Origin of the sequence: Maridesulfovibrio sp., assembly GCF_963677005.1 — a bacterium.
Lineage (GTDB): Bacteria > Desulfobacterota > Desulfovibrionia > Desulfovibrionales > Desulfovibrionaceae > Maridesulfovibrio.
The window spans coordinates 3,406,286-3,419,865 of the sequence record NZ_OY781616.1; the positions used below are offsets into that span (position 1 = coordinate 3,406,286).

General features: G+C 51.4%; 10 protein-coding genes and 1 riboswitch. Of the genes, 3 read left to right on the forward strand and 7 right to left on the reverse strand.

From position 1 onward, the window contains the following. Nucleotides 1-46: 46 nt before the first annotated feature. A riboswitch (cobalamin riboswitch) is annotated at nucleotides 47-200 on the forward strand. A gap of 219 nt (nucleotides 201-419) precedes the next feature. The 3 genes from ACKU4E_RS15015 to ACKU4E_RS15025 all read left to right on the forward strand — a co-directional run bounded on the left by ACKU4E_RS15015 (nucleotide 420) and on the right by ACKU4E_RS15025 (nucleotide 5,633). Then, complete coding sequence (locus ACKU4E_RS15015) at nucleotides 420-2,483, forward strand: ribonucleoside triphosphate reductase (protein WP_320171897.1); 2,064 nt, start codon at nucleotides 420-422, stop codon at nucleotides 2,481-2,483. Between the two features lie 244 nt (nucleotides 2,484-2,727). Next, nucleotides 2,728-2,958, forward strand: coding sequence for a hypothetical protein (locus ACKU4E_RS15020; RefSeq protein WP_320171898.1), 231 nt, complete (start codon nucleotides 2,728-2,730; stop codon nucleotides 2,956-2,958). Nucleotides 2,959-3,326: 368 nt separating this feature from the next. Continuing rightward, nucleotides 3,327-5,633, forward strand: a complete 2,307-nt coding sequence (locus ACKU4E_RS15025; RefSeq protein ID WP_320171899.1) for a methyl-accepting chemotaxis protein — start codon at nucleotides 3,327-3,329, stop codon at nucleotides 5,631-5,633. Nucleotides 5,634-5,749: 116 nt separating this feature from the next. Here the strand turns inward: ACKU4E_RS15025 and nhaB are convergent, their stop codons facing one another. From nhaB to ACKU4E_RS15060, 7 genes are all read right to left on the reverse strand, one after another. Continuing rightward, entirely contained in the window at nucleotides 5,750-7,240 is a 1,491-nt protein-coding gene (nhaB, locus tag ACKU4E_RS15030) for a sodium/proton antiporter NhaB (RefSeq protein WP_320171900.1), read from the reverse strand. A 57-nt stretch (nucleotides 7,241-7,297) separates the two neighbouring features. Further along, entirely contained in the window at nucleotides 7,298-8,737 is a 1,440-nt protein-coding gene (locus ACKU4E_RS15035; protein WP_320171901.1) for a transferase, read from the reverse strand. 140 nt (nucleotides 8,738-8,877) lie between these two features. Next, complete coding sequence (locus tag ACKU4E_RS15040; protein ID WP_320171902.1) at nucleotides 8,878-10,347, reverse strand: SLC13 family permease; 1,470 nt, start codon at nucleotides 10,345-10,347, stop codon at nucleotides 8,878-8,880. A gap of 26 nt (nucleotides 10,348-10,373) precedes the next feature. Beyond that, a complete protein-coding gene (locus ACKU4E_RS15045) occupies nucleotides 10,374-10,919 on the reverse strand; it encodes a CBS domain-containing protein (protein ID WP_320171903.1) in 546 nt (181 codons plus the stop codon). Beyond that, the gene (locus ACKU4E_RS15050) at nucleotides 10,916-11,305 is read right to left on the reverse strand and encodes a response regulator (RefSeq protein ID WP_320171904.1); all 390 of its coding nucleotides are present in this window, start codon (nucleotides 11,303-11,305) and stop codon (nucleotides 10,916-10,918) included. Before ACKU4E_RS15050 ends, ACKU4E_RS15045 begins: the two co-directional genes overlap by 4 nt. 264 nt (nucleotides 11,306-11,569) lie before the next feature. After that, nucleotides 11,570-11,920, reverse strand: coding sequence for a dinitrogenase iron-molybdenum cofactor biosynthesis protein (locus ACKU4E_RS15055; protein ID WP_320171905.1), 351 nt, complete (start codon nucleotides 11,918-11,920; stop codon nucleotides 11,570-11,572). Between the two features lie 3 nt (nucleotides 11,921-11,923). Further along, nucleotides 11,924-13,366: a sigma 54-interacting transcriptional regulator gene (locus ACKU4E_RS15060; protein ID WP_320171906.1), complete on the reverse strand. Its 1,443-nt coding sequence runs from the start codon at nucleotides 13,364-13,366 to the stop codon at nucleotides 11,924-11,926. Between the last annotated feature and the right edge of the window lie 214 nt (nucleotides 13,367-13,580).

Genomic DNA, 13,580 nt, shown 5'->3' on the forward strand with positions numbered 1-13,580 from the left:
AAGTCTAGAAGGGGTTGACCGCAGGAAAATGTCTGGTAGACTACTTCCGGTAGTCAGCACTTCAGGTGATCCGTCAGAACTTAAAGAAGTCGAAACGGATCATACGGGAACCCGGTTTGAATCCGGGGCGGTTCTGCCGCTGTGAGCGAAGCACTCTTGCTGAGCGAGCCAGTCGACCGACCTGAAGCATACCTGCCATTCTGCGGCAGGTAAGTTCAAACAGACCGGATGTCCGTGTTTCTGACATCATTCCGGTTTCAAAAGTCCTGCGGGATGAGCCTTCCGGGCCGCCCGCGCCTTAAGCACACACCATATCGGACAGGACTGGTCCATCCTGCGCAGATTCTGCGCCGGGAAACAACTCGCCTTCGCAGGCGTGTTGAAGGTAGTGTGCGGACAACATTTTAGCAGGTAGTTTAATGCCCAAACAGATTTTAAAACGTGACGGTTGTCTTGAGTCCTGGTCCACAGACCGCATTTCCGATGCCATTTTCAAAGCCCTCAAAGCCAGCGGCATCAAGGACCCTCTGCTCAGCAAGAGACTCGGCAGGAAGGTGGAACAGAAGCTCGCGGACGTGGATGTTCCGGAGCAGGAAATGGTTCAGGATATGGTTCAGCTTGTACTTATGGAAAACAGGCTTTACTCCGTTGCCGAACGTTACATAATTTATCGCGAAAAAAGACGCGAACTGCGTAAGCAGGACGAAACCTATCTGGATATCGCAGGCACAATCGAAAGTTATCTGGACCGCTCCGACTGGCGCGTAAACGAAAACTCCAACATGGGTCATTCCTTTCAGGGGCTCATGCTGCACATGTCCGGTGCCGTACAGGCCCGTTACTGCCTGGAAAAATATCCTGAAGAAATAAGGCTGGCACACGAGCACGGCTACTTCCATATTCACGACCTTTCCTTCGGTCTTGCCGGATATTGTGCAGGCTGGTCCCTGCGCGACCTGTTGCTGGACGGTTTCGGCCTTCAGGGTCGCTGTTCCTCTTCCCCTGCTCGGCATTTTGATTCCGTAACCGGCCAGATGGTCAATTTTCTGGGAACCCTGCAGAACGAATGGGCCGGAGCACAGGCCTTCAACAACGTTGATACCTACCTTGCTCCCTTCATCCGTTACGACGGACTGGAGTATGACCGGGTAAAACAGATCGTCCAGAAGCTCATATTCAACCTGAACACCACCTCCCGCTGGGGCGGACAGAGCCCGTTCACCAACTTTACCTTTGACCTGGTTCCCCCCAAGCATATCGCTGACGAACCGGTTATCATCGGCGGAGAGTTTCAGGATACCACTTACGGTGAGTACGCCGCTGAAATGGAGATGATCAACCGTGCCTTTGTTGAAATTATGTTCGAAGGCGATTCCGATGGGCGTATATTCTCATTCCCCATCCCGACATACAACGTCACCCCGGATTTTCCGTGGGAAAGTGAAGTCGGAGAACTGCTGCTGCAGATGACCGCCAAGTACGGTGCTCCCTATTTTCAGAACTTCATCAATTCCGACTTGAATCCCGAGGACGTCCGTTCCATGTGCTGCCGCCTGCAGATGGACCTGCGCGAAATCCGCAAGAAGACCGGCGGACTTTTCGGTGCAGGAGACCTGACCGGTTCCATCGGAGTTGTCACCCTCAACCTGCCGAAGCTGGCCTATCTGGCTCAGGGTGAGGAAGATTTTCTGGACCTGATCACCGAATACGCTTCTCTGGCCAAGGATTCCCTTGAGTACAAGCGTAAACTGGTTACGGCAAACTTTGAAAACGGCATGTTTCCGTTCTCCCACCGCTACCTTAAGAACGGATTCAAAGGTCATTTTTCGACCATCGGCCTTATCGGCGGTAACGAAGCCTGCCATAACCTGCTGGGTAAAGGAATCGAAACAACTTCCGGTTCCAGACTCATGCAGCGGGTCCTGCATCATCTTCGCGGCCTGACCGTGCAGTTCCAGGAAGAAACCGAAAACCTGTTCAATCTGGAAGCAACTCCGGGCGAAGGAACATGCTACCGTCTGGCAAAGATCGATAAGAATCTTTATGCCGACATCTACACCTCCGGGGACGGTGTGCCTTACTACACCAACTCGACCCTGTTGCCTGTCGGCGCAACCGAAGATGTCGTCTACGCCCTTGAGCACCAGAATGAATTGCAGACCCTCTACAACGGGGGCACTGTTTTCCATACCTTCCTGGGTGAAGCCGTGCCGGATACCAAATCCCTGCGCAATTTCATAATCAAGGCTATGACCAACACCAAGATTCCGTATATATCGGTGACACCGACCTTTTCCGTCTGCGAGGATCACGGTTATATCTACGGCGAACATTTCAACTGCCCTGAATGCGGCAAGGAAGCCGAAGTATACACCCGCATTGTCGGTTACTACCGTCCGGTAAGCCGCTGGAACAAGGGCAAGCAGGAAGAGTACCGGCAGAGAACCGAGTACAGCCAGAGTTCCTGCTACTGCGACAGATAATTTCTTATCTGGCAGAATCTGCGAATGATTATACAAGGGTCCGGAAGAGCTTTCTTTCCGGACCTTTTGTTTGTGCGGGACATTAAGGTGTCTTTCACCGTGTCGAGCAGAGGCCATGTTTAGCGTCGGTCCCTGAACGAACTCACGGGATTTATCCTGGCCTTATGTTCTGCGTTGAAGCTTGATTAAGCTTTTCCGGAAATGTAGATAGAAGGAGATAGACAACCATAACCGGACCATGAGTATGATATTATCAGCAAGCCAATTGCGGGCCCTGCGTCAGCGAAATGATGAAGAGTTGCGAAAAGGCAATTATGCCAAGTTCGGCTATCCTGCTAATACCATTCAGGATCTTCTGCATACAATTGAGGCCCTGAAGGGTGAGAAAAAGAAATGGAAAAAGGTTGCTCAGGAACGAGGAGACCTTTTGAACAGAATGTCGGAACTGTCCGATGAATATAACAGGTCGAAATAGCCTGTAGAGACCATGCGTATAACCCCGTCCAGCTTTCAGCCGGACGGGGTTTTTGTTTTAGGTTTTTGTATGGCCTAACTCGGACTTGCTTACCCCTGTCCGGAAACAACTTCTTCGACAAATTTTATTTATAATATCTTTGCCTTTCAAAGTATCATATTCGCCTCTTGGCTGTAACACATGAATTTTATAATATTTATTTTAGCCAAAACAGTTGTTTTCTTGTTCCTGTTAACGAACTAAATTCTTAAAATATGATATATTATATGTTTAATTTGTTATAATCATTTCGTTTGGGAATAAAAACGTTAATATGGCTGTTGGGTAAGACTGTTATATGTTTTATTCGTAATTATAGGGGGCGATTTATGAGGATTAAAAGTGTCAATGGCAGGCTGGCGCTGATTATCGCAGCAGTTGTAACTGTTTCTGTTGCTCTTTTTGTTGTGGTTGTGTCGGAGATGACTTCATCGGCAGTTCTGTCAATTCAGGAACAGAACATGGGTGTTCTCAAGAATAAAGTTGTGAGTGAGGTCGAGGAATTTCTTGAAATGTCCAGAAATGATCTACATGGGCTGATCAAGGACAAGGTATTTCTTTCCGGCTTTTCCGAACAGGGAGATGAAATCTCCACTGCACTTCAGATAGAATTGGAAAGTCGTCCGAATCTGATAGCCCTTGCAGCCTTTAATGGTGAAGGCAAGGTGGTTTACGGCAGAAGCCGCGACGGGCGCGATACAACAGGATTGGACCTTCGCTCCCGCGATTATGTGCGCAAGATACTGAACGGCAGTGATTTTGTGGTTTCCGATGTTGTGCGTTCCAAGGATGACGGCAAGCTGATTGTCGTTATGGCCATTCCCGTACGTGACGCCGCCGGTCGGCTTCTGGGGGGAATGTTCACTGCCGTGGACTGGCAGGAATACTCCCACAACATAATAGGCAACATAAAAGTCGGGGATAATGGTTATGCCTACATCCTGGACGGAAAGGGCGTGGTCATTGCCTGTGAAGCAGAAAAAGATGCTGTCCTGAAGAATCTGTCAGATATGCAGTTTGTTAAGGACAGTCTTGCAGCAGACGAAGGCCGCACTTCATACGTGTGGAATGGTGACAGCATCCTCCAGTCTTTTCAGGTTGTTCCTTCTACAAGGTGGGTTGTCTGCATGACAGCCTATGAATCGGATATTACCAGTGCGGCAATAAAGGAGCGCAATGTTCTTATAGGACTCGGACTGCTCATGATTCTGGTGCTTGTCGGGATTATTGTCTTCACCCTGCGCAGACAGGTCACCGGGCCCATGGCCGCGATAAAAGATTTTACCAGTGAAATAGCCGGCGGGAATTTCAAAGCTGAACTGAACGGAAAATTCATATGTGAACTCAAGGACCTTGCCGACAATGTCGAGCATATGGTCGGTGAAATAAAACAGAAGCTTGGTTTTTCCGAAGGGGTTCTCAAAGGACTGGTCCTTCCGTGCGCCATTGTCGGACCTGATAACAGAATGCTCTGGGCCAACAGCCAGATATGCGAATTCGTGGAAAGTAAAGTCAACCCGGATCAGGTCATCGGCCTTACTTCCGGTGAGTTCTTTTACCATGAACCGGACAGAGATACTCTTTCTCGCAGGGCCATAAGGGAAGAAAAGCAGCTCCAGATGGAGGTTGAATACACAACCGCCTCCGGAAAACATAAGAACGTAATGGTCTCTTGTACTCCTTTCTATGACATGGACGGTGCTATGCTCGGTTCGGTTGCGCTCTGGGTGGATATGACCGAGATAAGGGAGCAGCAGCGCAAGATTGAGGAAAACAGCATCATGATTTCCGAAGCTGCGGCCAGTGCCACCGAGATCTCCGATCAGGTGACAAGTTTTTCCGAGGCTCTGGCAGCACAGGTCGAACAGTCCAGCCGGGGAGCCGAGGAGCAGTCCATGATGGTCAGTGAAGCGGCTACCGCCATGGATGAGATGAACTCGACCGTATTCGAGGTCGCACGCAACGCTTCGGCTGCGGCAGATCTGGCTCACGGTTCTCAGCTCAAGGCCGGAGAGGGCGAAAATATAGTTGCTCAGGCCGTGGCAAGCATCAGTCAGGTCCAGTCTCAGTCCGAGCAGATGCGTAACGATATGGCTGAACTCGGAAAGCAGGCGGAAGGCATAGGAAATATAATGGAAGTTATCAGCGATATTGCCGACCAGACCAACCTGCTTGCGCTCAATGCCGCCATTGAAGCGGCTAGAGCCGGAGAAGCCGGGCGCGGTTTCGCTGTTGTCGCAGATGAGGTCCGCAAGCTGGCGGAAAAAACAATGACAGCCACGAGCGAGGTGGGGCAGTATATTTCTTCCATACAGAGCAGCACCAGAACCAATATTGATAACACCGAAATCACGACAAAAACCATCGGCGAAGTCACGGACATGATCAACAGGTCCGGGGAAGTGCTCAAGGAAATTGTGACCAGCATCTCCGAAACAAGCGATCAGGTTCGTTCGATTGCCACTGCATCGGAACAGCAGTCTGCCGCCAGTGAGCAGATAAGCCGTTCCACCGGGCAGATACAGGCCATAGCCGGTGAGACGTCACAGGCTATGAATGAATCAGCCGAAGCGGTAAGCCGTATGTCCGAGCTTGCACATGAATTGAATGAAATTATTGCAAGAATGCAGGCCTGATAAAGGCTGTCCGCCAGGTCATGAATTATTGAATCTGCTTGACCGTTACAGTCGGTAAAAAAGAGAAGCCCCCGCAGTCCTTAAGGACTGCGGGGGCTTCGTGATTCTAGAATGGTTTAAAGAATCCACCAGACTGCGGCCAGTCCGGTAAGAGACATTGTTACGGTGTAGGGGAAGGCCAGCTTGACCATTTCTCCGTATGAGAGCCTGATTAACGGGGCAATGGCTGAAGTCAGCAGGAACAGGAAGGCTGCCTGGCCGTTCGGTGTTGCAACACTTGGGATGTTGGTTCCGGTGTTGATGGCAACGGCGAGCATATCGAACTGTTCGCGGCCGATGGTTCCGCTTTCAAAGGCTTTCAGAGTTTCGGTGATGTAGACGGTCGCTACAAAAACGTTGTCTGAAATCATGGAAAGAACTCCGTTGGCCAGATAATAGGCGGCCATCTGGGTTTTGCCTTCAAGCGCGAGCACGTACTGGATGATCGGGGTGAAAAGGTGCTGGTCGTGGATTACCGCGACAACAGCAAAGAAAACCACCAGAAGCGCGGTGAAGGGCAGAGCCTCTTCAAAGGCGTGTCCGATGCGATGTTCTTCCGTGATCCCGTTCAGGGCGGTGAGAACAACAATGATGGTCAGACCGATGAGACCGACCTCGGCAAGGTGAAGAGCCAGGGCTATGATCAGGAATACAGCCGCGCATGCCTGAATGAACAGGGCGGCTTTCTTCTTGAGGCTCATTTCGCTGTCGTTTTTGCGGTCCTCGGCTTCCAGAATTTCACGAACATTCTGCGGCAGCTGAAATCCGTAACCGAAAATACCGGTGATCTCCAGCAGGGCACAGGTCAGAAGGCCTACGACAAGGACGGGTATGGAAACCGGGGCAACCTTGACGAAAAATTCAGGGAAGTGCCAGTTCATGACATGCCCGATAAGCAGGTTCTGGGGTTCACCGACCAGTGTGCACACACCTCCGAGGGCGGTTCCGACAGCACCGTGCATGAGCAGGTTGCGCAGGAAGCCTCTGAACTCGGAAAGATGGTCTACACATTCGCCGCGCAGCAGCGAATCGTCAGTCAGTGAACATTTACCCGTTGATGCGAAGCGGTGGTAGATTCCGTAGAATCCGTATGCAACCGCGATGATGACCGCAGTAACGGTCAGGGCATCAAGAAAGGCGGAAAGAAAAGCGCCTGCAAAGCAGAACAGCAGTGAAATGGTTACTTTTGATTTGATGCGGGTCAGAATTTTGGTGAAAGCATACTGGAGCATGTCCTTCATGAAGTAGATACCCGCGACCATGAACATCAGAAGCAGGATGACCGGGAAGTTGTGGTGCGCTTCATTGTATACGGTTTCAGCACTGGTCATGCCGAGCGCTACAGCTTCCACGGCCAGCAGGCCGCCTGCGGGAAGCGGATAGCATTTTAGTGCCATGGCCAGGGTGAATATGAATTCAGCGATAAGAATCCAGCCGGTAATGAAAGGCCCGGCAACAGCAAGCAGTATGGGGTTGAGTACGAGAAAACCGATGATGGTCAGTTTATACCAGTCGGGAGAATTGCCTAAGAGATTTTTCTGCAAGGCCTGGGACATTGTTCTTGGCACTGTTGGCTCCTTTTGTCGTTTATATTGTACGGCGTAACGTCCAGCGATTAATGGTTATCAGAGATCGCTGGGCACAAGGGGGTCGATAGACAGTTCCGGATAAAGTCCCTGCAACTCTCCTTCCGGGTACGGCTGGAGAATGTTGAAGGATATGTCCTGTGTCTGCTGGGCATGCCCTGCGGTTTCATCAGAACCGTCCCAGAATGCTCCGTTGCATTCCAGAATATGTTCGATTCTGTGTCTGAAACCGTCCACGAATTTTGCTCCTATTCCTTCAAAAGTCATGTTGCCCAGACGGAACTGCCCCTTGAGGGCGGCGAAGTCGGACAGGGGAATGGAGTGCATTTCAAGATCTTCCTGTCTGCAGATGTAACCCCAGACAAGAGAATCTTCGCGAATTTCCAACGGCTCCTCAGCATCAATAATGGTGTGGGGCATGATTATGGAACCCGCACCGATATTGATCTTGCAGTCATCCTTACCGTTCAGGAAGGAATTGAAACCGACAAAAACCTTTTCTCCCAGGTGGCAGTGGATGACCTTTCCGCCATGAGCGGTAACATCATTTCCTTCGTAGACGGAGTTGATGATGTAGCAGTTTTCCTGGGCGTTTGCTCCCGGACCGAGATCGGAATTTTCGATATAGGCCCGCTGAGCCACAAGAACGTTTTTGTCTACCCGGCATTTTCCTTTGATAACCGCATAAGGGCTTACCGAAGCCCCATCCGGCACAACGAGCATGTTCTCGGGCTTTACAGACGAGTAAATTGGCATGAAGTCTTCTTTGCGATCATCAAAGAAGTCCATCAATATCCCTACCGGTCTGTGGTTTTCCATGCGGATGTATTTGGCAATAATTTCTTCAGGATACTGGTAATTGAACTCGAAGGCACCATCGTTCTTTACCCAGACCCGCCCTGTTTTGATCCGCTTGTGGGAAAGTTCCCCGGCCTGAACATAGGAATACGCCCCCACGGCACAGTCGTGGCAGATCGAGAGATCCACCGAAGAAAACGGCTTGAGAAAGCAGCCTTCCACCGAAGTTCCGTGAATGTTGGCATAATGCAGGGACACTGTGTTGGAAATCTTGAAGGCTTCAAGATTTTCCGGATCATGCGAGTTGTTGTGGACCAGGGTTTTCATCAGAAAACTGTCCCTGACCTTGATTACCTCGTCATCCCTGAGCTTAATTGTCTGGCCTTTGCATTCGACAATGGAACCCTTTCTTTTCAGTTCATCGCCACGGATATCACTTTTATACAGTATGGAGTGATTTACCTTGCATTTCCCGAGGAAATAAGTGCCGCCAAGGCTGGAATGGCGGAAATGAAACATGAGAGGGTGGTTGTAGGTGAGCGCGTAGAACGCGTAATAGAGCGCAAAACTGTCTTCCGGGATGAGGTTCCTTATGTATGGACCTACATCCACCAAAGGTTCACGCAGGTTGATGTTGACCCTGCTTATGACATGGTCAATCAGTCTGTTCAACTGCTTCATAAATCCTTCTCGCTTTTTGTTCTAAGTACCGGAAGTCGTAGGCGGAAACCGGCATCGGGGTTGTAAAACCGGACGGCCCCGGCTACGCCTGCCGGGACCGTCCTGCCTTTTATTTAATTGTTCCTTATAACCGTATATGCCTAGCCCGGCAAGGACACAGGCATGCCCATAAGCGGCCAGACGATTTTTACGAAGATCGCCACGACCACCAGCAGCATGATACTTGCGGGAATTCCGTACATGAAGAATTCTCCCGGTGTGAACTGCTTTGAATCATAGGCAATTGCGTTCGGAGCGGCTCCGACCAGCAGCAGGAACGGCATACCGGCCACAACCAGGGCGGCGAAGAGAATTACTTCGGGAGCAACGCCGAGGTACGGGGCTATGACCAGGGCAACCGGCAGCGAGATGGCTATGGCGGCTACGTTCATGATGAAGTTGGTCATGATCAGTACGAAGAATGCAATGGAAAGGATGAAGACGAATCCGCTGGAATTCTGGAAGAGTACCAGCCAGTTTACCGCCATCCACTTGGCTGCGCCGGTATCCCAGAGACAGAAGCCTATGGACATGGCTCCGGCGAAAAGAAGGATGATGTTCCAGGGAATGTCTTCAAGGTCGTTGATGTCCAGAATCTTGAAGACAAAGAAGGAGATGGAAGAGACCAGAATGATGGCGGTCTTGTCGATGGCCTTGAGTTCGGGGATGAACGAGCGCAGACTCATGATGAGAATTACGCCGCCGACAAGAACTGCGGCCATGATTTCGTTTCTGGAAAGGGGGCCCATCTGCTTGTTGAGTTCACTGGCCTTTTCACGCAATCCGGGAATCACGTCCTTTTCGGGCTTCAGGAAGACCATGAAGAATCCCCAAAGCAGGAAGACCATGGCCCAGCCTATGGGAGCCATATAGTATGTCAGCTCGAAGAATGTGATGTCCTTGCCGAGGATCTGGTTGTAAAAACCGATTGCCACTGCGCCGCGGGCCGCACCGAGCAGGGTGACGATGGAACCGGCACCGGCGATGTAGGCCATGCCGATGAAAAGGCCCTTACCGAACTTGGTGGGCTTTTCACCTTCTCCGTACAGGGAGTAGATGGCCAGCAGCAGGGGATAGACCGTTGCAGCAACAGCGGTGTGGGCCATGATGTGTGTGAGGAGTGCGGTTACGACAAATACGCCCAGATAAATGCGACTGGTCTTTTCGCCTACGACCATAAGCATCTTGTATGCAAGGCGTTTTGTCAGCCCTGTCTTGGTGAAAACCAGCCCGATCATTATCGAGGCGAATATGAAGAGGACGGACGGGTCCATGAAGTCCTTGAAGGCCACCTTGGCCGGGCGGATGAAGAACATCGCCTGCAGCACGCCGATGGCAAGGGAGGTTACGCCGATGGGCACGACTTCGAAAACCCACCAGATTCCGGCGAGCAGAAATACACCGATGGCTCCTTTGGCCTCTTTTGTAAGTACGAAATGTTCCCCTCCCGGATCGATGGCGTCCGGCCAGGCGGGGCAGTAGTATACCAGGGCAAACAGGGCAACGCCCAGCAGCATGAAGAACAGTCTCTTGAAATCGAAACCGGGTCCGGTTGCGGTTGCAGCACTCATTTTATCGCTCCTTGAAATTTCGTCAGTTACAGTTCGCAGGCGAGGATTGCTTTCCTGACGCTTTCAAATATGTCGCCGAGGCGCAGTACGCCGGTTATCCTGCCGTCGCAGTGAACCAGAATCGGTTGATGAAGTCCGAGGACAAAAGCATGCAGAGCCTTATCTATGCTGTCGTCTTCGGACACCATTTCGCTTTTGGCCGGTGTGTGCATCAGTTCTTCCACTTTCATGCCTGCGCATTTGAGACAGAGCGTCTTAAGCGGCTCCGACCAGAGATTGAAGTCGGCATAAACTTTTTGTACGTAATCCTTGGCCAGCACGCTGGGGTGGCCAAGGTGATCCATTTTGAAGTAGCTGGGCTCCATTGATCTGAAGATGTCCAGCATGGTCACCTTGCCGACTACGTTTCCGTCCGCGTCTTCTACCAGAAGATCGCGATGCGGATGGGCGAGTCCATTTTCTTCCCCCTGTTTAACCAGGCTCAGCATTGCTTCCTGGAGGGTGCTTTCCTTTCTCACCCGGCAGTATTCCTCAGCCGGAATCATAAGTTCTTTAACTCTCGGGTTGCTCATTTTTCCCCCTGAATCGGTTGGATGTCCGTGTTGCCGTTTTCTGCCCCGCAGAACCTGCACAGCGTCCTGACCAGAGCGGCAATATCGACCGGAACTGAAATTTCAGCACAAGCCCCCAGATTCATCGCTTCAATGGAAAGCGAAATCTTGTTGTGCCTGTTGATTAGAATAACTTTCAAATCGGGCATGGTTGTCGAAATTGTCTCCATGAAATTCAACGAACTCCGCCCGAACCCGGACAGACCGAGCACAATACCGTCCGGTCTTTTTCCCTCCATGAGCCTTTGGGCGTCATCAAGGTTGCCGGAAGAGAGTGTGTCAAGGCCCGCGCTTTCAAGGCGCTGGGCAAGGTGCTCACGAAATTCGGGATCTTTTTCAACAATCATTATCTTCATGTGCAAGAAGTGTTGTTTTTGCTGCCTGCCGGAGATTCGGCCCATGCAGCTCCCGGATTTATTAAGCACCTGCTGTGCCACAGGAAATATATCCATGTATAACAGTTAGGTGAGAATATAGAAAGATGTGATGTTTCTTTTTGTTTGAAACAAAATGAACTATTGTGAAAACTTTCTCAAGAAACAAAATAAAACAAAATAAAACATACTTGATAAAATGAAGAGGTTTTGACGCGGGGAAGTCTTGAAAATGTTTTATGAAGCGAGGTTAAAACCGGTATGAAAGTTCATGCCCGGCGTGAGTTGTCCGGACTTGTAGGATTCAAGGACCATGGTTACAGGGCCGATGACATCATCGAAAACATGGATTCCTTTCCATTTGAGGTATTGAAAATGTTCTTCATCGATGCCGCCGCAGATGACTGTATCCGATTTTTCCGAGGTCGCCAGCGCGCAGAGATCGTCTGCGGAGGCCTGCGGCAGGACTATTATGCGCTCCTCGGCTTCGGAATTACGTCCGAGCCGGATAAGCATGACGTCTGTGGCCAGATCGAACCGGGGGGCGACATCGTCATCGAGAAGTGGGATGAGCAGCTTTTTGGGCATGGCTTATTCGGTGATAGAGTGTTTTTTGAGCTTGCGCCAGAAGGTCGAACGGGACCAGCCGAGCATGGCTGCCGCATCGCCCTTGCGTCCGCTGCATTTTACCAGAGCGTCCATTATCATCTGTTTTTCCGCTCCGCCCCAGTTTTCCGCCTGAGCATAGCGGCCTCTTTCAACGGACTCCTGTACCGGAGCTACGTATTCCGATTCCGGATTGAGTATTTCCTGTTCGGTCAGGTAGGCTGGTAAATGCCCGGTTCCGATGATGTCGCGGTCACAGAAGTTTGCGGCGTATTCCACGATGTTGCGCAGTTCGCGGACATTGCCGGGGTATGCGTATGTGGCCAGTATTCGGGCCGCCTTTTGGGTGAAACCCTTAATTTTCTTGTTGAATTTGGCGCAGTATTCCATGAGGAAGTGATGCTTCAGGAGCAGAATGTCCTCGCCGCGTTCCCGCAGGGGCGGCAGGTGCAGGTGCACCACATTCAGCCTGAAGAGCAGGTCGGCACGGAAAGTCTTGTCCCTGACCATCTGTTTCAGGTCCCGGTGGGTGGCCACGATAACCCGGACATTGGCATTAAAGCCGCGTGAACTGCCCAGCGGGTGAATCACTTTATCGTCAAGGAACGAAAGAAGTTTTACCTGCAGCGGCAGAGGCAGGTCGCCGATTTCCGTGAGGAAGAACGATCCGTTGTGAGCCAGCTTGATGCGTCCCGGCCTGTTCTCGTTCGCCCCGGTGAACGCCCCTTTGACGTGTCCGAAAAGTTCCGATTCCAGCAGCGTTTCCGGCAGAGCTCCGCAGTTGACCTTGATGAAAGGTCCTCCTGCCCGGTCCGAGGCATTGTGGATGGCCTCGGCCAGCACATCCTTTCCGGTGCCTGTTTCCCCGGTGATGAGCACGGAGGAATCCGTGGCCGCAATGTAGGGAATCATGTTGAAGACCTTGGTCATCTGCGGGCTGGTGCCGACCAGACCGCCCAGCGAGTAGGCCTTGCTGGCCGTGCTGCTCAGTTCCGCCACCTGGCGGATGTCCTGAACGGTTTCCACGAAGCCGGAGATTCGGCTGTTGCTGTCGAAAAGCGGAGCGATGGTAAGCCGTACCGGTATCTTCGTCCTTGCCCGGTCGATTATATCCGCGTCAACGGAGATTGATCCGAAGTCGGCCTTGTCGGCCATTACCGGGCAGCCCTTGAAACAGTAATCGCAACGCAACCCCAGAAAGCATTTCAATCCGGCCATGGAGTCCGGGTCGGCTCCGGTAATGGTCTGCCATGTCCGGTTGACCGTCCGGATACGTCCGTCAATATCCAGCAGAGCAATGCCCACCGGCACCTCGTCCAGCAGGTCGGGCAGGTAGAATCGGTGGTCCATGGGACCGCTTACCATATAGTTGTGTTCGTTTTTCACCTGTCTGCGATAGCATGCCTTGCCCCTGTCCGTCATCAGCATCTGCCAGTAATCCGTAAATTATGCCGGAGCCTTTAAGGACGTACTGTTTTTTATTTGATGCGCTTCGCGCTTTTGATAGACGGATTTTGCCGCCGGCGGCCAAAGGGGATAATCCCCTTTGGAATCCCTAATTGTTTTAGGGGAGTGTATTTGGGGGTTAGTGTGTTCTTTGGGGTTGTTGTGCGCTTTGTAGTGCCGTGGTTGGTGGAATCTG

Excerpts from the sequence above, each read along its gene's own strand:
- ACKU4E_RS15015 (WP_320171897.1), top strand. The coding sequence starts at position 420 with ATGCCCAAACAGATTTTAAAACGTGACGGTTGTCTTGAGTCCTGGTCC.
- ACKU4E_RS15020 (WP_320171898.1), top strand. The coding sequence starts at position 2,728 with ATGATATTATCAGCAAGCCAATTGCGGGCCCTGCGTCAGCGAAATGAT.
- ACKU4E_RS15025 (WP_320171899.1), top strand. The coding sequence starts at position 3,327 with ATGAGGATTAAAAGTGTCAATGGCAGGCTGGCGCTGATTATCGCAGCA.
- ACKU4E_RS15035 (WP_320171901.1), bottom strand. The coding sequence starts at position 8,737 with ATGAAGCAGTTGAACAGACTGATTGACCATGTCATAAGCAGGGTCAAC.
- ACKU4E_RS15040 (WP_320171902.1), bottom strand. The coding sequence starts at position 10,347 with ATGAGTGCTGCAACCGCAACCGGACCCGGTTTCGATTTCAAGAGACTG.
- ACKU4E_RS15045 (WP_320171903.1), bottom strand. The coding sequence starts at position 10,919 with ATGAGCAACCCGAGAGTTAAAGAACTTATGATTCCGGCTGAGGAATAC.
- ACKU4E_RS15050 (WP_320171904.1), bottom strand. The coding sequence starts at position 11,305 with ATGATTGTTGAAAAAGATCCCGAATTTCGTGAGCACCTTGCCCAGCGC.
- ACKU4E_RS15055 (WP_320171905.1), bottom strand. The coding sequence starts at position 11,920 with ATGCCCAAAAAGCTGCTCATCCCACTTCTCGATGACGATGTCGCCCCC.
- ACKU4E_RS15060 (WP_320171906.1), bottom strand. The coding sequence starts at position 13,366 with ATGCTGATGACGGACAGGGGCAAGGCATGCTATCGCAGACAGGTGAAA.